The organism is Amycolatopsis sp. WAC 04169, from assembly GCF_003947535.1.
GTDB lineage: Bacteria > Actinomycetota > Actinomycetes > Mycobacteriales > Pseudonocardiaceae > Amycolatopsis > Amycolatopsis keratiniphila.
Map to the genome: position 1 here is coordinate 148,356 of NZ_QHJI01000004.1, position 17,706 is coordinate 166,061.

The 17,706-nt window shown below is 68.4% G+C and carries 20 protein-coding genes; 9 read left to right on the forward strand and 11 right to left on the reverse strand.

Annotation, left to right across the window (positions count from 1 at the left end; all coding sequences use genetic code 11):
* Position 1 precedes the first annotated feature (1 nt).
* The 6 genes from DMC61_RS09910 to DMC61_RS09935 form a co-directional block, all read right to left on the reverse strand.
* Positions 2 to 931, reverse strand: coding sequence for a carbohydrate ABC transporter permease (locus DMC61_RS09910; RefSeq protein ID WP_038511254.1), 930 nt, complete (start codon positions 929 to 931; stop codon positions 2 to 4).
* 10 nt (positions 932 to 941) lie between these two features.
* A complete protein-coding gene (locus DMC61_RS09915; RefSeq protein WP_016335509.1) occupies positions 942 to 1,880 on the reverse strand; it encodes a carbohydrate ABC transporter permease in 939 nt (312 codons plus the stop codon).
* A complete protein-coding gene (locus tag DMC61_RS09920; RefSeq protein WP_125688641.1) occupies positions 1,880 to 3,271 on the reverse strand; it encodes an ABC transporter substrate-binding protein in 1,392 nt (463 codons plus the stop codon). Before DMC61_RS09920 ends, DMC61_RS09915 begins: the two co-directional genes overlap by 1 nt.
* A gap of 81 nt (positions 3,272 to 3,352) precedes the next feature.
* On the reverse strand, positions 3,353 to 4,234 hold the full coding sequence (locus tag DMC61_RS09925; protein WP_125688643.1) for a class II fructose-bisphosphate aldolase: 882 nt from the start codon (positions 4,232 to 4,234) through the stop codon (positions 3,353 to 3,355).
* A 10-nt stretch (positions 4,235 to 4,244) separates the two neighbouring features.
* Positions 4,245 to 5,135: a 1-phosphofructokinase family hexose kinase gene (locus DMC61_RS09930; RefSeq protein WP_125688645.1), complete on the reverse strand. Its 891-nt coding sequence runs from the start codon at positions 5,133 to 5,135 to the stop codon at positions 4,245 to 4,247.
* A gap of 7 nt (positions 5,136 to 5,142) precedes the next feature.
* Positions 5,143 to 6,024 carry an SIS domain-containing protein gene (locus DMC61_RS09935; RefSeq protein WP_125688647.1) on the reverse strand — a complete coding sequence of 294 codons (882 nt, stop codon included), beginning with the start codon at positions 6,022 to 6,024 and terminating at the stop codon, positions 5,143 to 5,145.
* Between the two features lie 218 nt (positions 6,025 to 6,242).
* Here DMC61_RS09935 and DMC61_RS09940 point away from each other — a divergent pair, with 218 nt between their 5' ends.
* The 3 genes from DMC61_RS09940 to DMC61_RS09950 all read left to right on the forward strand — a co-directional run bounded on the left by DMC61_RS09940 (position 6,243) and on the right by DMC61_RS09950 (position 8,845).
* Positions 6,243 to 6,716, forward strand: a complete 474-nt coding sequence (locus DMC61_RS09940) for a carboxymuconolactone decarboxylase family protein (RefSeq protein WP_016335514.1) — start codon at positions 6,243 to 6,245, stop codon at positions 6,714 to 6,716.
* A gap of 99 nt (positions 6,717 to 6,815) precedes the next feature.
* Complete coding sequence (locus DMC61_RS09945) at positions 6,816 to 7,265, forward strand: MoaF C-terminal domain-containing protein (RefSeq protein WP_038511234.1); 450 nt, start codon at positions 6,816 to 6,818, stop codon at positions 7,263 to 7,265.
* A gap of 134 nt (positions 7,266 to 7,399) precedes the next feature.
* The gene (locus DMC61_RS09950; protein WP_125688649.1) at positions 7,400 to 8,845 is read left to right on the forward strand and encodes an APC family permease; all 1,446 of its coding nucleotides are present in this window, start codon (positions 7,400 to 7,402) and stop codon (positions 8,843 to 8,845) included.
* On the opposite strand, the gene DMC61_RS09955 is transcribed toward DMC61_RS09950, so the two are convergent.
* Positions 8,825 to 9,574 (reverse strand): GntR family transcriptional regulator, encoded by a 750-nt coding sequence (locus tag DMC61_RS09955; protein ID WP_125688651.1) that lies wholly within the window; start codon positions 9,572 to 9,574, stop codon positions 8,825 to 8,827. The two genes, DMC61_RS09950 and DMC61_RS09955, sit on opposite strands and share 21 nt — an antisense overlap.
* A gap of 109 nt (positions 9,575 to 9,683) precedes the next feature.
* Between DMC61_RS09955 and DMC61_RS09960 the strand changes: the two genes are divergently transcribed.
* Positions 9,684 to 10,553: a hypothetical protein gene (locus DMC61_RS09960; protein ID WP_043848982.1), complete on the forward strand. Its 870-nt coding sequence runs from the start codon at positions 9,684 to 9,686 to the stop codon at positions 10,551 to 10,553.
* Positions 10,554 to 10,573: 20 nt separating this feature from the next.
* Positions 10,574 to 12,058 carry a CoA-acylating methylmalonate-semialdehyde dehydrogenase gene (locus DMC61_RS09965; protein ID WP_125688653.1) on the forward strand — a complete coding sequence of 495 codons (1,485 nt, stop codon included), beginning with the start codon at positions 10,574 to 10,576 and terminating at the stop codon, positions 12,056 to 12,058.
* Positions 12,059 to 12,339: 281 nt separating this feature from the next.
* Here the strand turns inward: DMC61_RS09965 and DMC61_RS09970 are convergent, their stop codons facing one another.
* Positions 12,340 to 13,728: an amino acid permease gene (locus DMC61_RS09970; RefSeq protein ID WP_016335520.1), complete on the reverse strand. Its 1,389-nt coding sequence runs from the start codon at positions 13,726 to 13,728 to the stop codon at positions 12,340 to 12,342.
* A gap of 171 nt (positions 13,729 to 13,899) precedes the next feature.
* Between DMC61_RS09970 and DMC61_RS09975 the strand changes: the two genes are divergently transcribed.
* From DMC61_RS09975 to DMC61_RS09990, 4 genes are read left to right on the forward strand one after another with little or no spacing between them, the layout of a single operon-like run.
* Entirely contained in the window at positions 13,900 to 14,805 is a 906-nt protein-coding gene (locus DMC61_RS09975; protein ID WP_125688655.1) for a glutaminase, read from the forward strand.
* A gap of 37 nt (positions 14,806 to 14,842) precedes the next feature.
* Positions 14,843 to 15,325, forward strand: coding sequence for an MSMEG_6728 family protein (locus DMC61_RS09980; protein ID WP_125688657.1), 483 nt, complete (start codon positions 14,843 to 14,845; stop codon positions 15,323 to 15,325).
* Positions 15,322 to 15,531: a DUF2945 domain-containing protein gene (locus DMC61_RS09985; protein ID WP_083715402.1), complete on the forward strand. Its 210-nt coding sequence runs from the start codon at positions 15,322 to 15,324 to the stop codon at positions 15,529 to 15,531. Before DMC61_RS09980 ends, DMC61_RS09985 begins: the two co-directional genes overlap by 4 nt.
* On the forward strand, positions 15,528 to 15,854 hold the full coding sequence (locus tag DMC61_RS09990) for a DUF3140 domain-containing protein (protein WP_125688660.1): 327 nt from the start codon (positions 15,528 to 15,530) through the stop codon (positions 15,852 to 15,854). Before DMC61_RS09985 ends, DMC61_RS09990 begins: the two co-directional genes overlap by 4 nt.
* Here DMC61_RS09990 and DMC61_RS09995 read toward each other — a convergent pair whose 3' ends face one another.
* The 3 genes from DMC61_RS09995 to DMC61_RS10005 are packed head-to-tail and all read right to left on the reverse strand — an operon-like array spanning position 15,855 to position 17,635.
* The gene (locus tag DMC61_RS09995; RefSeq protein WP_125688662.1) at positions 15,855 to 16,274 is read right to left on the reverse strand and encodes a hypothetical protein; all 420 of its coding nucleotides are present in this window, start codon (positions 16,272 to 16,274) and stop codon (positions 15,855 to 15,857) included. It abuts the gene before it with no gap.
* Between the two features lie 28 nt (positions 16,275 to 16,302).
* Positions 16,303 to 16,731 (reverse strand): helix-turn-helix domain-containing protein, encoded by a 429-nt coding sequence (locus DMC61_RS10000; RefSeq protein WP_228709205.1) that lies wholly within the window; start codon positions 16,729 to 16,731, stop codon positions 16,303 to 16,305.
* Positions 16,732 to 16,741: 10 nt separating this feature from the next.
* Positions 16,742 to 17,635 (reverse strand): MBL fold metallo-hydrolase, encoded by an 894-nt coding sequence (locus DMC61_RS10005; RefSeq protein WP_125688664.1) that lies wholly within the window; start codon positions 17,633 to 17,635, stop codon positions 16,742 to 16,744.
* Positions 17,636 to 17,706 lie beyond the last annotated feature (71 nt).

The following is a 17,706-nucleotide window of genomic DNA, read 5'->3' on the forward strand; positions in this document are numbered from 1 at the left end:
CCTACTTTCCGGCGCCGAGGGTCAGGCCGGTGATGATCCGGCGGGCGAGCACGAGGTAGAGCACGAGCATCGGGAGCACGACGATCGCCACACCGGCGATCAGCCCGCCGTACTCCGACTGGTAGCTCGCGGCCCCGTAGAAGGTGAAGAGAGCACGCGACAGCGTGAAATGCGCCTGGTCCTTGAGGAACACGATCGCCAGCAGCGTCTCGTTCCACAGCCCGATGGCGTTCAGGGTGAGCGCGGTGATCATGCCGCCCCGCGTGAGCGGCAACATGACCGAGAAGAACGTGCGCATCGGCGACGCGCCGTCGAGCGCGGCCGCCTCCTCCAGTTCGTCGGGCAGCGACCGGAAGAACCCGGTCATCAGGAACACCGTGAACGGGATCGACAGCGCCACGTACAGCACGAACAGGCCGTATTCGTTGTCCAGGTGCACTTTGCTGAGCACCACGAACAGCGGGATGATCACGGTCTGGAACGGCACGCCCATACCGATCGCGACGACGTTCGTCATCGGCCCCGCGCCGCGGACGCCGAGCCGGGTCAGGGCGTACGCGCAGGGCGCCGAGACGGCGACCGTGACGACCGTCGCGAGCCCGACCAGGACCACCGTGGTCAGCACGGCCTCGCCGAAACCGGCGTTGTTCCAGGCGTAGATGAAGTTCCGGAACGGCTTGCCGACCTTGAACCACTGGTACGGCAGGTCGAACGGCTTGGTGAAGATCTCCACCGGTGTCTTGAACGAAGCCGTGAGCAGCCAGTACAGCACCAGGATGTTGCCTGCGGTGAACAGCCACACGATCGTGGAACCCAGGACGCGCAACGGGCTGAACCGTTTGGAGCCGGGTGCCGGACGTGGTTTGCGTGGCGGCTTGCGCACCGGTTTCGCCGCTCGCCGCGCGGGCGCCTCGACGTCGGTGACGGACATGGGATCTCCCTCAGAACTGGATCGCGTCACGGCGCATCAGCCGGCGGAGCAGGACGACGAGCACGGACACCAGCACGATCATCGCCACCGCGCAGGCACAGGCGGCGCCGAAGTCCGGGGTGCCGTTCGAGCCGAAGGTCCGGTCGAACACGTAGATCCCCAGCGTCCACGCCTCGTTGGGCGGGGCGTAGGTGCCCGGCCCGGCCAGCACGAACACCAGCTCGAAGATCTTGAGCGCGTTGATCGTCCACAGCACCCCCGCGACGCCGACGACGTCCCAGGTCATCGGCAGCGTGATGTTCTTGAACTTCTGCCACGGCGACGCGCCGCCCAGCTCCGCGTCCTCGTAGAGGTACGGCGGGATGCGGTCGACCGCGGCCATCAGGATGGTGATGTAGAAACCCGAGCTGGCCCAGATCAGCGAAGCCGTCACCACACCGGTCACATTGGACGGTGCGAGGAACTTCGCCGCGTCCGCGCCGAGACTTTCCAGCACGTAGTTCGCCAGTCCCTGTTTCCCCGGCTGGTACTTGAAGACGAAGCCGAGGAACATGCCGAGCGCCACCGGCGCCACGATGTTCGGGAAGAACAGGATGGCGCGGACGATCTTGCCGCCCTTCATGTCCCTCAGCACCATGGTGAACAGGAACGCCAGCGCGAACGTGCCGATCCCGCCGAGGAACACGTAGATCAGCGTGTTGCGGAAGGCGTACTGGAACGAGTCGCTCGCCCACATCTGCGTGTAGTTGGTGACGCCGTTGGGTTCCGGCGTGTCCCCCGCCCCGGCCCAGCTGGTGAAGCTCAGCACGACGGTCGCGATCGTCGGCAGGACCAGGAAGGCCAGGTACAGCACCAGCGCCGGCGCGGCGAACGGCCAGAACAGCCGTTTCTTGCGACTCAGGTGCGCCCCGGCCTTCACGGCCCGCGCCGGCGGTGTCGTGACCGTCATCAGCCCTGGTTCTTCCAGAACTCGGCGCCCTTGGTGGCGAGCTGGTCCACGAACTGCTGCGGGGTGATCTGGCCCTTCAGCAAGGCGATGTCGGCGGGGTCGAAGACGTCGGTCTGCCATTTGCCGCCGGCGATGCCGTCGATCCCGTCGTACTGCAGGACGTGCTCCTTCTTCGGGTCGTCCAGCGCGGCCTTGACCTGCTTCAGGTCGTCCGGCACGGCGAGATCCGCGCGCGGCACGAGATTGTCGGCCACGATCGGGATACCGGCGAGCAGGTCCTTGTTGAGGAAGTAGGCGATGAACGCCTTGGCCGCCTCGGCGTGCTTGGCCTTCTTGGTCACCGAGAAGCCGATCGACATCTGCTCGACGGTGTCGTGCGTGGCGCCTTCGGGCATCGGGAACTGGAAGGAGCCGTAGTTGATCTTCGTCCCGGCGCCCTGCTTGTCCAGGTACTCGCGGGTCTCGCTCGGCGCCCAGCTGCCGACGTAGAGGAACCGGGAGTCACCGTCGGCCCAGCGCTGCTGCACCTGCGGGAACTTCGCCGCGTCCCAGCCGTCGATGAAGTACTTGGGCAGCTTCGCGGTTTCGGTGGCGGCCTTGAGGAAACCGGGGTCGGTCTTCCACGCCTGGCCGGTCTTGTCGGTCGCGGCCTTGTACAGCCCGCCCGCGCCGACGTAGCGCTCGGCGAGCTGGGTGTAGAAGTACATGTTGTAGAACGGGATGTCGCCGTCGAGGCTGATCGCGGCCTTGCCGTCGGCCTTCGCCTTGTCGAACAGGCCGATCAGCTCGTCCATCGTCTTCGGCTGCTGGATGTCGCCGGCGGTGTCCTTGTTGAACCACCAGGCGCTCGACTGGATCGTGTACGGGACCATGAAGTTGTGGCCCTCGCGGTCCTTGTTCTGCGGGAAGTCGTACGAGCTGGGCGAAAGCACGTCCTTGACGGTCTTGTCGCCCTCGCCGACCTTCATCGCGAACACGTCGTCGACGCTCTGCGTGCCGCCCGGCGTCATGACCGCCGCGCCGACCTTGCTGACGTCCTGGTCGAACAGGTCCGGCACGGCGTCGGTGTTCAGTGCGGGCACCAGGTTCTGGGTGTAGGCCTTGCGGCCCAGCCACTGCACGTCGACCTTGACGCCGGTCTTCTCCTGGAAGCATTTGAAGGCCTTCTGGAGGACCTTGCCCTGCGGTTCGTCGGCCGTCCACATCGACCAGTACGTGAATTCCTTGTCCGTCGCGGGTTTCACCCCCGCCTCCGGACAGGGCGCGTTGAGGAACTGATCGACGCCCGGGAGGGCGTTCTCGCCGGTGCCACCGGCCGTGTCCCCGCCGCCGCATCCCGCGAGCAGGAGCGCCGCCCCTGCCGTAAATGCCGTGAGCCTGCCTACCCGCATCCGCCACCACCTGGATCGAAGATCACACAAGTTCTGCTTGTTCTTGCGCAGTTTTGTGAGGTTTCACGCACATGTCAACACTCAATCGCGCAAAGTCTGCTCAATCGTCACCTTGACCGGTTCAACATGATCAAGCTTGAGCACTCCCAGCAGCCGTCGCAGCTCGACGGCGACCGCGGCGCGCCCGGCACCGAGGTACTTCCGCGGGTCGACGCGCTCCGGATGCGCGCGCCAATCCTCCGCCGCGGCCGCGGTGAACACCTTGTTGAGCTGGGTGGCGATATTGATCTTCGTCATCCCGGCTCGTACGGCTTCGGCCAGCCCCTCGTCGGGTACGCCCGACGAGCCGTGCAGTACCAGCGGCACCGGCACCCGTTCCCGCAATCGCGCGATCAGCTCGAAGTCCAGCGCGGCGTCACGGGTGAGCATGGCGTGCGAACTGCCGACCGCCACCGCCAGCGCGTCGACGCCGGTGGACGCGACGAACTGCGCCGCCTCGTCGGGATCGGTGCGCGCTCCGGGCGCGTGGACGCCGTCCTTGCCGCCGACCTCGCCGAGTTCGGCCTCCACCCATACGCCGTGGTCGTGGCAGTACGCGGCGACTTCCCGCGTGACGCGCACGTTGTCGGTGTAGTCCAGTTTGGACGCGTCGAACATGACGGAGCCGAAGCCGAGCGCGACCGCCTCGCGGACCAGATCGGCCGATTCCGCGTGGTCGAGATGTACCGCGACCGGCGTGGCGGCTTCTCTGGCCGCTGCGAGGGCCGCGGCGCCGACCGGTGCCAGTGAGCCGTGGTACTTCACGGCGTTCTGGCTCAGCTGCACGATCACCGGTGCTTCCGCCGCGGCGGCGCCGTCGATGATCGCGGTGAGGTGTTCGAGCTGGATCGCGTTGAACGCGCCGCAGCCGTGCCGGGCCGCCGCGGCGGCACCGACGATCTCCCCGGTTCCCACCAGAGGCATGACTGTTCTCCTAGTCCGGGCGGGCGCGCACGGCGACCAGCCCCTGTTCGGCTCGGTAGTGCTCGAGGTCGACGTCCCCGGCGAGCGGGCCGAGCACGGCCGCCCCGGACAACGCGACGGCGCGGCGCAGGACGTCCGGCCAGGATTCGGCGCGGCTCAGCCCCAGTGCCAGCGCGGCGACGACGGCGTCACCCGCGCCGGTGGTGTTGCCACTGAGCACAGTGGACGGTGCCGCGTGCCAGGTGCCGGAGCCGGTCACCGCCAGCAGCCCTTCGGCACCCAGCGAGACGACGACGGCGCCGGCCCCGGCCTTGCGCAGTTCGGCCGCGGCGGCCGCCGGATCCCGGAGGCCGGTGACCTCGCGCAGTTCGTCGGCGTTCGGTTTGACGACGGACGGTTTCCCGGCCAGTCCGGCGAGCAGCGCCTCACCGGAAGTGTCCAAGATGGACGGTGCGTCGCCGAACAGCCCGGCGTATCCCCCGGCGCCCGGAGGGAGGCTGCCCGAGCAGACGAGCACGTCCGGCTTGCGGGCGTGGACGGCCGTCGCAAACGCTTGCCACTCGTTTCCGGCGAGCCGTGGCCCGGGCTCGTTCAGCAACGTGACCGATCCGTCGTCCGCGAGAACCGTGATGGTGCGCCGGGTTTCGCCGCCGATCGGAACGGCGGTGGCCGGGATGCCCGCCGCCGCGAGATCACCCACGACGGCGGCGCCCGTCGCGCCGCCCGCCGTGAAGAGCGCGCGGACGTCGGCCCCGAGCGTGTGCAGCACCCGGGCGACGTTGACCCCCTTGCCGCCCGCCCGGTGCCGCACCTCCCGCACCCGGTGCACGTCACCGGGCCGGAGACCGTCCACTGTGTACGTGACGTCCAGCGCGGTGTTCGGCGTGACGGTGACGATCACGGCTGCCTCAGGTCAGGACGACGGAGCGCGTGAGGCTGCGGGGGTTGTCCGGATCGAGCCCCTTGCGGGCGGCGATGGCCCCGGCGACACGCTGCGCGCGGACCAGGTCCGCCAGCGGGTCCAGGCCGCTCTCGACGAACAGCCCGCCCGCGCGGGCGACGTCTTCGGCCAGCCCCTCCGGCGCCTTCCCGAACATCCAGGTCACGCGGCCGGGTTCGCTGATGCTGATCGGCCCGTGCCGGTAGTCCCACGCCGGGTACGACTCGGTCCACAGCAGGCACGCCTCGCGGAACTTGAGCGCGGCCTCGTTCGCGATGCCGACGGACCAGCCGGTGCCGAGGAAGCTGAACTGCCCGGCGCCGATGAGTTCCTCGGGCAACGGTTCGGCGAGCACGCGCTCGGCCTGGTCGGCGACCGCGGTCAGATCCTCGCCGAGGTGCGCGCGCAGCATCGCCAGCGCCGTCGTGGCGAAGCGGGTCTGCACGACCGAGCGTTCGTCGACGACGGACAGGTCGACGATCGTGTCCGCGGCGGCCTCGATCTCGCGGGGCACGCCGGTGATCGCGATGGTCGGCGTCCTGCCTCGCAGCTTCGCCAGCAGGGCGTGGACCTCGGTCGTGGTGCCCGACCTGGTCAGCGCCACGACGTGGTCGTAACCGCGCCCCTCCGGGAACTCCGACGCGGCGAAGGCGTCGGTCTCGCCGAGCCCGGCGGACTCGCGAAGGACGGCGTACGCCTGGCCGATGAACCACGACGTGCCGCAGCCGACGATCGCGACCCGCGCGCCCGGCGGCGGCAGCAGCTCACTGTTCGCCGAGGCCAGCGCCGCCGCGTCCCGCCAGCGGCCGGGCTGGCTCGCGATCTCCGCCGCCATGAAGGTCCCGCTCATGAACTCCCCATCCGTGCCAGTTGTGCGCAATAGCTGTCACGTTAGGTGCAGTTTTGTGCAACGTCAATGCTCTGTTAGCGCACTTTCACGCATTTGACGCGTTCGGATGTGCGTGATGGCCGCGGCCTCGACATGCGTGACCGGCGTCACTCCTAAAGCTGTCACAACCGCTCCGCCCGGCTCGTCATGTAGGCAGCAATCGACCGAGAGGAAAGATCATGGAACCGCGCGTCAACCTGTTCGAGAACGAAGTCGTCCTCAAGTACGTCAAGCGTCTCGGCGCCGCGAACCGCCCGATCGAGGAGTCCTCGCTGCCGCACGCGACCCAGGAACTGGTGAAGCTGCGCGCCAGCCAGATCAACGGCTGCGGTTTCTGCACCGACATGCACAGCAAGGACGCCGCACACGCCGGTGAGACCTCGGTCCGGCTCAACCTGGTCGCCGCCTGGCGGGAGGCGAACGTGTTCACCGAGCCCGAGCGCGCGGCCCTCGCGCTCACCGAGGAGGGCACCCGGATCGCCGACGCGCACCACGGCGTCAGCGACGACACCTGGGCGCAGGTGCGCAAGCACTACGACGACGAGCAGATCGGCGCGTTGATCGCGTTGATCGCCGCGATCAACGCGTACAACCGGCTCAACGTCATCGCCCGGACGCCGGCGGGCGACTACCAGCCCGGCATGTTCGACTGATCCTCGCGTTCATCGACAACAGGATCGCTTCGCCGGACAACGATCGAGGTGCGACGGGCTGCTAAACCTGCGGATACCAGCGATCCGGAGGTTTAGCCCGTGCAACTCGACGTCCGCTTCTTCCCCGTGACCGGGACCCATCGGCTCAGCACCGACCTGGTCGGGCTCCGCGCGAACTTCCACTACGGCTCGGGAAACGTACTGGAGCAGCATTACGCGGACCGGACGACGATGATCTGGACCGGCGTGTCCGGCGACTTCGCCGGTGTCCGCCAAAAGGAATCGACACTGCGTGTCTTCGAAACCGGTCCGGCGCAGTATTTCGTCACCTGGTACGAATCCGGGACCGTCGCGACGGCGGCGCACGGTGAGATCTTCGACGGCGGCTATCCCATCGCGGTGATGGCCGACTTCGGCAAGTCGGTGGCCACGGCCGCTTATACGAACCCGCGCGAGGACGGCGGCCAGTATTTCCTGGTCGACCAGGCGACGATCGAGATCCTGGACAAGCCGCACGGCTGGCCTTCCTTTCCCGAACCGCGGTCGTGAGTGGCGTTTCGGGTTCTAACCCGAAACAGCACTCACGACCAGACGCTGCCGAACAAGCACCGCGCGCGCAAAGGCAAAGCCCCCGCCCGCCTCCGCTCCCATACTGGCCGTCCAGCGGAGATGAGGAGCACCGAATGAGCCGTGACGACACGTCGCTCGCCAAGAACGTCCTGGGCGTACCGGGCATCGTCTTCCTCGTGCTCGCCGCGGTCGCGCCACTGACCGGGATGATCGTGATCGCGGCCATCGGCATCGCGGTCGGCAACGGCGGCGGCATGGTCGCGGCGTTCCTGCTGGCGACGGTGGTCCTGCTGCTGTTCGCGGTCGGGTACGCGCAGATGTCGCGGGTCCTCACGAGCGCTGGTGGCTTTTACGCTTTCGTGGTGAAAGGTCTCGGCAGGACGCCGGGTCTCGTCGCCGGTTTCATCGCGATGCTCGGCTACAACTGTTTCGTCGCCGGAGCGATCGGCACGAGCGGGTTCTTCACCTCAACGGCGATCGACGACGTCTTCGGCCTGAAACTCGATTGGCTGTTCTGGAGCGCGCTTTCGGTCGCACTGGTCCTCCTGCTCAGCCGTCGCGGGATCGCGGTCAGCGCGAAGGTTCTGGGTGTCTCGCTGATCCTCGAAGTGTCGATCCTGCTGATCATGGACTTCAGCGTGTTGTTCCGGCACGGTTTCTCGTTCGCCGCGTTCAGCCCGTCCGTGATGTTCCAAGGCGCCGGCGGGCTGGCGTTGTTGTTCGCCGCCAACGCTTTCATCGGGTTCGAGGCGACCGCGCTGTTCGGCGAGGAGGCCAAGGATCCCAAGCGGACGATCCCGCGGGCCACCTACATCGCCATCGGGTTCATCGGGGTGTTCGCCGCGTTCACGACCTGGGCCGTGGTCAGCGCGATCGGCGCCGAGCAGGCGCAGGACGTGGCCGCCGCGCATCTGTCGAGCGGGGATCTCGTGCTTTCGGTCGCCCAGGAGTACCTCGGCGGCCCGTTGACCAAGCTGATGTTGCTGCTCCTGGTGGTCAGCCTGTTCGCGGCGCTGCTGGCGCTGCACAATTCGGCCACCCGCTATCTGTACGCGCTGGGCCGGGTCGGCGTGCTGCCGCGGCTGCTCGGCAAGACCAGCCCGAGCAACGGCGCGCCGCGTTACGCCTCGATCGTCCAGCTGGCCTTCGGTTCGCTGGTGGCGCTGGCGTTCCGGCTCGCCGGGCTCGACCCGGTCGCCGACCTCACCGCGAGCATGACCGGCTTCGGCACGCTCGGCATCCTCACCCTGCAGTTGTTCGCGGCCGTGGCGATCCTGGTCTATTTCCGCCGGACACGGGACCGCCGGGTCGTGAAGACGCTGATCGCCCCCGGGCTGGGCGCGGTGGGGCTCGGCCTCATCGTGACGCTGGCGATCCTCAATTTCCCGACGCTCGCCGGATCGAGCAACGGCGTCGTCCCGCACCTGCCGTGGCTGCTCCTGGTGGTCGCGCTGGCCGGGCTCGCGCTCGCGGTCTGGCTGCGCCGGTTCCGTCCTTCCGTGTACGAGGCGCTGGAGAGCGACCTGGAACGCGAACCGTCAGACGTTGTTGGTCAGTGAGAGGTTGAACGAGTACCGCGAGGCCCGGTAGACGTGCCACCCGTATTCCACGACCTTGCCGGACTCGTCGTAGGTGGTGCGGCGCATGGTGAGCAGTGCCGCACCCGGCTTCTCGTCGAGCAGTTCGGCGTCCTCTTCGGTCGCCTGCCGCGCGCCGACGTTCTGCTGGGCGGCGTGCAGACGGACCCCCGCCGAGCGCAGTAACTGGTAGAGCCCCTTGTCCCGCAGTTCGTCGTCGGCCGGATCGATGAGGCCGTCGGGCAGGTAGTTGTTCATGATCGCCAGCGGCTCGCCGCCGGTCGAGCGCACCCGCTTCAACCGCCGGACGTGGGTCAGGCCCGGCGTCTCGAGATGCTCGATCGCCTCGTCACCCGCGGGCTCGACCTGGTTCACGAGGACGACGGATTCCGGCTTGTCCCCGAGTTCACTGAGGTCGTCGAAGAGGCTGCTCAACCGCAGCGGCCGGGCGACCTTGGTGCGGACAACCTGCGTGCCGACACCCCGTTTGCGGACGAGCAGCCCCTGGTTGACCAGCGACTGGATCGCCTGGCGGATGGTCGGCCGCGACAGGTGCAGCCGCGCCGCCAGATCCAGCTCGTTGTCCAGCCGGGCGCCGTTGGGCAGCCTGCCGTCTTCGATGGCGGCGCCGATCTGGCGGGCGACCTGGGAGTACAGCGGTTCCGGGCCGTTCGGATCCACCACGATCTCGCCGGGCGCCCAGGGTTTCATGCGCGGAGCCTACCGCGCTCGACCACTATGACCTTATGTCCATATGTCTTGACAAAGTCTCCGGGCGCTTGCGATGGTCGAAGGACCACGCGAGCCGGGAGGTACGAACGTGTCGGACACAGTGCGCCGGATAGTCGCCGCGCGAGTGCGGGATCCGGGGGCCGTCGCGGTGGCCGCAGCCACCCGGGTCCGCGCGAAGTCGCCGTTCAACGACAAGGGCCGCACGATGATCATCGCCGCGGACCATCCGGCCCGCGGCGCCAACGGCGTCGGCTCCGACCCGCTCGCGATGGCCGACCGCGGCGAACTGCTCGACCGCCTCGGCCTCGCGCTGGAACGCCCCGGGGTCACCGGCGTGCTGGCGACGCCGGACATCATCGACGACCTGCTGCTCCTCGGCGTGCTCGACGGCAAGACCGTCATCGGCTCGATGAACCGCACCGGGCTCGCGGGATCGAGTTTCGAGATCGACGACCGGTTCGCCTGCTACGACGCCGAAACGATCGAACGGATGCGCTTCGACGGCGGCAAGACGCTCACCAGGATCTGCCTGACCGACCCGGCGACGCCGAGCGTTCTCGAGAACACCGCGAAGGCGGTCAACGACCTCGCCGACCGCAAGCTGATCGCCATGGTCGAGCCGTTCCTCGCGGACTGGGTCGACGGACGCCTCCGCAACGACCTCTCCCCCGACGCCGTGATCCGCTCGATCACCATCGCCTCCGCACTCGGCCGCTCGTCGGCGTACACGTGGCTGAAGCTCCCAGTGGTGAAGGACATGGAGCGCGTACTGGCCGCGTCGACCCTGCCCGCGGTCCTGCTGGGCGGCGAGGTCAAGGATCCCGACGCCGCGTTCGCCGCCTGGCAGCGGGCGCTCGCGCTGCCGACCGTGCAGGGCCTCGTGGTCGGCCGGTCCCTGCTCTACCCGCACGACGGCGACGTCGCCAAGGCCGTCGACACGGCCGTCGGACTGCTGTGAACACCTGTGGAGGACAACGCGTGAAGACCATCGACCACTGGATCAACGGCGCCGCCACCACGGCAGGCTCCACCCGCACGGCCCCGGTGTACGACCCGGCCGCGGGACAGGCGCGGGCGGAGGTGCTCCTCGCGGAACCGTCCGATGTGGACACCGCGGTCGCCGCCGCGGCCAAGGCCTTCGAGTCGTGGGGTGATTCGTCGCTGTCGCAGCGGACGAAGGTGATGTTCGCCTTCCGTGAGCTGCTGGTGAAGCACGAGGACGAACTCGCCAGGATCATCTCCGCCGAGCACGGCAAGGTGATCGACGACGCGCGCGGCGAGATCGTCGGCGGCCGCGAGATCGTCGAGTACGCCTGCGGGATCGCCGACGCGCTGAAAGGTGGCTTCTCCGACCAGGTCTCGCGCGACGTGGACGTGCACGACTTCCGGCAGCCGCTCGGCGTCGTCGCCGGGATCACGCCGTTCAACTTCCCGATCATGGTGCCGCTGTGGATGCACCCGATCGCCATCGCGGCGGGCAACACGTTCGTTCTCAAGCCGAGCGAACGGGTCCCGTCCGCGTCCCGGCTGGTCGCCGAACTGTACGCCGAGGCCGGGCTCCCTGACGGCGTGTTCAACGTGGTCAACGGAGACAAGGTCGCCGTCGACGCGATCCTGGAGCATCCCGGCATCTCCGCCGTGTCGTTCGTCGGGTCGACGCCGATCGCCAAGTACGTCCACGAGCGCGCGACGGCCACCGGCAAACGCGTGCAGGCGCTGGGCGGGGCCAAGAACCACGCCGTCGTCCTGCCCGACGCCGATCTGGAGTACGCCGCGAACCATCTCACGGCGGCCGCGTTCGGTTCCGCCGGGCAGCGCTGCATGGCGATCTCCATCGGCGTCGCCGTGGGATCCGCCGGTGACGGGCTGATCGAGATCCTCGAACGCAAGGCCGCCGAGATCAAGGTCGGCCCCGGCCACGAGGCGGGCAACGACATGGGCCCGGTGGTCACCGAGGCCGCGCGGCGACGAGTGATCGACTCCGTCACCCTCGGCGCGGAGCAGGGCGCGACCGTGGTCGTCGACGGGCGGGAGCTGCGGGTCGCCGGGCACGAGGACGGATTCTTCGTCGGACCGTCCCTTTTGGATCATGTGACCACCGGGATGGCCGCCTACCGGGACGAGATCTTCGGGCCGGTGCTCGGGATCGTGCGAGTGTCCACACTGGACGAGGCGATCGAGCTGATCAACGCGAACCCGTACGGCAACGGGACCGCGGTGTTCACCGGCAGCGGCGAGGCGGCGCGGCGGTTCCAGCGGGAGGTGAAGGTCGGGATGATCGGGGTCAACGTGCCCATCCCGGTGCCGATGTCGTACTACTCCTTCGGCGGGTGGAAGGACTCCCTCATCGGGGACAGCCCGATCCACGGCCCCGCGGGCGTGCGGTTCTACACGCGGGCGAAGGTCGTCACGACGCGGTGGCCACACTCCGCCGCCGGCTTCAACTTCCCGACGTCGAGCTGACCGACCGCGTTTCGTCCTCTGAATGCGGCCAGGTACGTGAAGGACCCCTTCATTGCGTCTAGCGCAGTGAAGGGGTCCTTCACGTACCTGAGGGGTGCTGGAGGTCATGAAAGGGTCGTTCAGGACGAAATGTGTCCTGAACGACCCTTTCATGACATCCGGGGAGTCGCGAAGGCCGAGTTCCCTCGGCTGAGCCGCGTGAAGGGGTCCTTCACGCGCAACCGTTGAGGCGAGCCGCAGTTAAATGCGGCAACCGCATTCAGAGGACGAAACGCGGGTCGTCAGCGCACCTCTTGCCGTTGCCGTTTCCCGACGATCCGCCAGCCGACCGCCAGCACCACGACCAGCACCGGGATCGAGTAGAACGCGATCTTCTCGGCGCCGTCGGAGAAGCCCATCAGGACCACCACCAGCGCGAGGAAGCCCAGCGTCGCCCAGCCGCTGTAGGGCGCCCACGGCATCCGGTAGGACGGCCGTTCCAGTTCCCCCCGCAGCGCCGCCTGACGCAGCCGCAACTGACAGAAGATCAGTGTCGCCCAGGTCGTGATCACGCCGAGCGAGGCGATGGCGATCGCGATGTCGAAAGCGTCCTTCGGCACCAGGTAGTTGAGCACCACGCCCAGCACGTAGGCGCCGGACGTGAACAGGATGCCGCCATAGGGCACGTGACGGCTGCTCATCCGGCCGACGAACTTCGGCGCCTCGCCCTTGTCGGCGAGCGCCCGCAGGATGCGTCCGGTCGAGTAGAGCCCGGAGTTGCAGCTCGACAGCGCGGCGGTGAGCACGACCGCGTTCATCACGTCGCCGATACCCGGGATCCCGAGGCGGCTGAACACGGTGACGAACGGGCTCTCGCCGCCGTTGTAGAACGGCCACGGCAGCAGCATCGCCAGCAGCAGCACGGATCCCACGTAGAACACACCGATCCGCCAGACGACCCCGTTGATCGCCTTCGGCAGCACCTTGCGCGCGTCCTTCGTCTCGCCGGCCGCGATGCCGACGACCTCGATCGCGGAGTAGGCGAAGATGACCGCCTGCAGGGTCATCAGCGCGATGCCGACACCGGCCGGGAAGAAGCCGTTGTGGGCGGTCAGGTTGTGCACGCCCGCCGTGGTGCCGCCGATGTCGGCGCTGGTGAGCACCAGCCCGGCCGCGGTGACCAGGAAGACCACGATGGCCAGCACCTTGACCACCGAGAACCAGAATTCCAGCTCGCCGAACAGTTTCACCGAAAGCAGGTTCACCGCCAGGAGCACGCCGAGGGCGACCAGCGCGGTGATCCACTGCGGCACGTCGGGCAGCCACTTGTGCACGTAGATCGCCACCGCGGTGATCTCCGCGATGCCGGTCATCGCCCAGTTCACCCAGTACATCCAGCCGGAGGCGAAACCCGCCCACGGCCCGATGAACTTGCGGGCATAGGTGACGAAACTGCCGGAGGACGGCTCGTGCAGCACGAGCTCACCGAGGGCGCGCATCACGAAGTACGCGGCGATACCGCAGAGCGCGTACGACAGGACCAGCGACGGCCCGACCTGGTGGAGCTTGCCACCGGCACCGAGGAACAGCCCGACGCCGATCGCGCCGCCGATGGCGATCATCTGCACTTGGCGGTTGCCCAGTGCTTTTGAGTAGCTTTCACCTTTTTCGGTGAGCAGCGAGGAATCCATGGTTGCCAGACGCTAGAGCGTGTGCGGCACGTCACCCAACATTGCTAAGGAAGACTTAAGGTGTGCGGGACGTCACTCCGCCGGTTTTACGGGAATTTCCCTTTTCGATTTGACAAATTCACCCGCGAACCCCGATCGTCGCGCGCGAAGAGGCGCTTCTACGCTACGGCCGTGGACCTCGCAGCGCTGCTGGACCGGATCGCCGACGACGTCGCGCCGGAGATCGGCCGCGGCTCCGTCGCGGACTACATCCCCGCCCTGGCCAGGGTCGATCCCGGCCGGTTCGGCATGGCGGTGGCCGAAGTGGACGGTGGGCTGCACGGGGTCGGCGACTGGGAGATGCCGTTCTCCATCCAGAGCATGTCGAAGGTCTTCACCTTGGCGCTCGCGCTCTCCCACGGCGACGGGGTGTGGGAACGAGTGGGCCGCGAACCGTCCGGGAACCCGTTCAACTCGCTGGTCCAGCTGGAGAACGAGGACGGAATCCCGCGCAATCCGTTCATCAACGCCGGCGCGCTCGTGGTGACCGACGAATTGGCGCACCACGGCGACGCGGCGGAAACACTGCTCCGGTTCCTCCGGGAGGAAAGCGGCCGCGCGGACATCGGAATCGACGCCGAGGTCGCCGCGTCGGAGGCCGCGCACGCCGACCGCAATCGCGCGCTCGCGTATTTCATGGCGTCGTACCGGAACATGCGGCATCCGGTGCCCGCGGTCCTCGACCAGTACATGCGCCAGTGCTCGATCGCGATGAACTGCGGCGACGTCGCGCGGGCGGCGGTGTTCCTCGCCCGCCACGGCGTGCGCAACGACGGCAGCCGTCTGCTCGGGCAGAGCGCCGCCAAGCGGGTCAACGCGGTGATGCTGACCTGCGGCACCTACGACGCGGCGGGCGAATTCGCCTATCGCGTCGGGCTTCCCGGCAAGAGCGGGGTCGGTGGCGGCATCGTCGCGATCGTCCCCGGCCGGTGCGCGATCTGCGTCTGGAGCCCCGGCCTCGACCCGCGCGGCAACTCCGTCGCGGGCGTCGCGGCGCTGGACCGGTTCACCACCCTGACCGGCTGGTCGATCTTCTGAGCGGTTTGGATCCGCGCCGGCGGGGGAAGCCGCCGGTGTGCAGACGTTTCTCCCGTGCGCTGATTTCCGGGCCTCCGCTTCCGTCCTCGACCAGCGGAGGCTCGGGAAGCAGCGGGTCGAGACCATCCAGGTGCTGCGCGCCCTGACGGTGCCGGGATACGGCTGGCGGCATCACCCGGCCGCGGCGATGTGGGCGGGCTACGAGGAGGCGCTCGTCCGGTACGGCTTCGACATCTGCGAGGTCTGGTGCGAGACCGGCCGCCAGGACACCTGCCGGCAAACGCTGCGGCTCGATCTGCTCCGCGCCACCGGGCTCGACGAGGTCCGCACCCAGGACCGGCTCGCCGGCGCGAAGGAACTGCCGCCCTGGCTCGGCGACCCGGATTTCCACCGCAGTCACCAGTCCGCGCTCGTCCGCAAGGAGCCGGGGCACTACCGCGCGAGTTTCCCGGACGTTCCCGACGACCTGCCCTACGTCTGGCCGGCGTCGGACCGTCCACGACGAGAAGGAGTGCGATGAGCAAGCGATTCCGCAAAGGCGACAAGGTCCGCTGGAACAGCCACGGCGGGCACGCCGAAGGCGAGGTCCTGAAGGAGATCACTTCGGACACCGAGGCGGGCGGCCGCACGGTTCGCGCGTCCAAGGAGGAGCCGCAGTACCTCGTCCGCAGCGACAAGAGCGGCGGCGAAGCGGTCCACAAGCCCGAGGCACTGGAGAAGCTGTGAGCGAAGACAAGGACGTCCACGCCGAGTTCGGCGAAGCGGTCAACATGACCGCGGGTGAACTCGAGAAGTGGCTGAAGACCGACGAGTCCCGCGACGCGGGGCAGCACAAGGACGGAGGCGAGTCGGTCGGCCACGAGTCGGGCCGCCGGATCGTCACGATCCTGCGCACGAAGAAGGCGGAACTCTCCGAAAAGGACGAACGGCACATGCGCAAGGTGGTCGGCTACGTGCACCGGCATCTCGCGCAGCGCCCGTCCGGCGACGTCACGGAGACGACCTGGCGGTATTCGCTGATGAACTGGGGCCACGACCCCTGCAAGTAGTCAGCCGGCCGAAGGCCGCCCCATCTCGTGCCCCGGCCGCCCCTCGGTACGCCGCCGTCGCTTGATCCGCTCTTCGTGCAGATGCCGCCGCCCGCCGGTCAGGTCACCGGTGACGTCGCGCGCCATCTCGCGATAGGCCGCGTAGTAACCCTCGTCGTACTCCTCGATCATCTGGAAGGTCCACCGCTCCGGCAGCACGTTGAGCCCGACCAGCTCGGTCTGGATCCGCTCCGCCCACTCGGCGTGCCCGGCCTCCCGGAGCGCTTCGACGGCCTCGCCGAGCGCGAAGTCGGCGGTCCCGGTGAGGTGGTGGAAGGCGTACAGGTGGCCACGCGCCTGCTCGACCGTTTCGAGGGCGAAGGTCAGCTTCCCGACGGCGTCGACGGTCGCCTGGTCGGGTTCTGGAGATGAGTCCGGCATGCCGGGGAATGCCCCGGACGCGGCGTTCCTACACCCCGGCGTCGTACCGCGTCCTGGCGTCGTTGATCTCGTTGATATGGAGTTCGGCCCAGTCCCGGATCACCGCCAGCGGTGCGGTGATGGTCTGGCCGAGTGTGGTCAGCGTGTACTCGACCTTCGGCGGCACCGTCGGATGGACGGTGCGCGTGACCAGACCGTCGCGTTCGAGCCCGCGCAGGGTCTGGGTGAGCATCTTCTCGCTGACCCCGTCGATCGCGGCGCGCAGTTCGCTGTAGCGCTTGGTCCCCGTGGAGAGACAACCGACGATCAGCGCGGTCCATTTGTCCGCGATGCGATCCAGTACCTGTCGCGAGGGACACGGCGCGCTGTACACATCGGCCGGCCGCCCGTCCGGCAACCAGGCCAGCACCTGGCCCGGAGTGCCTGGACGGGGACGGCGGCGGTGTGGTTCCGGCATACCCGCGACGTTATCCGGTGGCCTGGCCCGCGGCCCAGATCCGGCGCAGCGCGGGCGGCAGGACCCGGCCGAACACCTGGCCGGCGAAATGCCCGCCCGCGAGGATCGTCCAGTCGTCCTCGATCTCCTTCAGCAGTTGCTCGCGGGTGGCGACGCCCTCAGCCGGATCGACGTCGAACGCGAACGTCCAGTGGCTTTCGGTGATCTGCACCTGGCAGTGCATGACGTCGCCGAGCACGACGACGCGGCGGGGATCCTCCCCGTCCGGATCGGTGACCACCAGGCTGCTGTGGCCGGGCGTGTGCCCCGGCGTGGCGAGTATCCGCACACCCGGCGCGACGACGTCGCCGTCACCGAAGAACCCGATCACCTCGGCCAGCGGCTCCTGTACGGCGAGCGGATCCGGGCCGACCGGGTCGTTCGTGCCGGACCAGTGTGCCCATTCGGCCTCGCTGACCAGATGCCGCGCCGCGGGGAAGGTCAGCCCGGTCACCGGCCCGCGCTGGCCGTCCGGCGCGGGCGGGACGTTCGTCGTCCAGCCGACGTGGTCGTGGTGCAGATGCGTGTAGATCACGGTGTCGACGTCTTCCGGGCTCAGGCCTTCCGCGGCCAGGGCGTCGAGCAGGCCACCGCCGTGGAACTCGGCGGCACCGGGCAGGCTGAAGTCGGCCGCGCCGAGCCCCAGGTCCACCAGGATGGCGCGGTCGTCCGTCCTGATCAGGAAGGAACCGATGCTGACCGGGAACCAGCCGCGTTCGTCGAGGAACGCGTCGTGGGCCGCCCAGCCGGACGGGACACTCGACGGCAGGAAAACGCCGGGGTTGAGCCAGGCGTGGCCGTCGGGCAGGTAGGTGACCGTGGTCCGGCCGACCCGGATCTGGGACCTGGCGGCAGGTCTGGACATGTCGTGGACTCCCTTGTGGATGGTGAGCGAAGCTGTACTCACTTTCGGGGAGCCGCTCTCCGGAGGGAAGT

Excerpts from the sequence above, each read along its gene's own strand:
- DMC61_RS09910 (WP_038511254.1), bottom strand. The coding sequence starts at position 931 with ATGTCCGTCACCGACGTCGAGGCGCCCGCGCGGCGAGCGGCGAAACCG.
- DMC61_RS09915 (WP_016335509.1), bottom strand. The coding sequence starts at position 1,880 with ATGACGGTCACGACACCGCCGGCGCGGGCCGTGAAGGCCGGGGCGCAC.
- DMC61_RS09920 (WP_125688641.1), bottom strand. The coding sequence starts at position 3,271 with ATGCGGGTAGGCAGGCTCACGGCATTTACGGCAGGGGCGGCGCTCCTG.
- DMC61_RS09925 (WP_125688643.1), bottom strand. The coding sequence starts at position 4,234 with ATGCCTCTGGTGGGAACCGGGGAGATCGTCGGTGCCGCCGCGGCGGCC.
- DMC61_RS09935 (WP_125688647.1), bottom strand. The coding sequence starts at position 6,024 with ATGAGCGGGACCTTCATGGCGGCGGAGATCGCGAGCCAGCCCGGCCGC.
- DMC61_RS09940 (WP_016335514.1), top strand. The coding sequence starts at position 6,243 with ATGGAACCGCGCGTCAACCTGTTCGAGAACGAAGTCGTCCTCAAGTAC.
- DMC61_RS09950 (WP_125688649.1), top strand. The coding sequence starts at position 7,400 with ATGAGCCGTGACGACACGTCGCTCGCCAAGAACGTCCTGGGCGTACCG.
- DMC61_RS09955 (WP_125688651.1), bottom strand. The coding sequence starts at position 9,574 with ATGAAACCCTGGGCGCCCGGCGAGATCGTGGTGGATCCGAACGGCCCG.
- DMC61_RS09970 (WP_016335520.1), bottom strand. The coding sequence starts at position 13,728 with ATGGATTCCTCGCTGCTCACCGAAAAAGGTGAAAGCTACTCAAAAGCA.
- DMC61_RS09985 (WP_083715402.1), top strand. The coding sequence starts at position 15,322 with ATGAGCAAGCGATTCCGCAAAGGCGACAAGGTCCGCTGGAACAGCCAC.
- DMC61_RS09995 (WP_125688662.1), bottom strand. The coding sequence starts at position 16,274 with ATGCCGGACTCATCTCCAGAACCCGACCAGGCGACCGTCGACGCCGTC.
- DMC61_RS10000 (WP_228709205.1), bottom strand. The coding sequence starts at position 16,731 with ATGCCGGAACCACACCGCCGCCGTCCCCGTCCAGGCACTCCGGGCCAG.
- DMC61_RS10005 (WP_125688664.1), bottom strand. The coding sequence starts at position 17,635 with ATGTCCAGACCTGCCGCCAGGTCCCAGATCCGGGTCGGCCGGACCACG.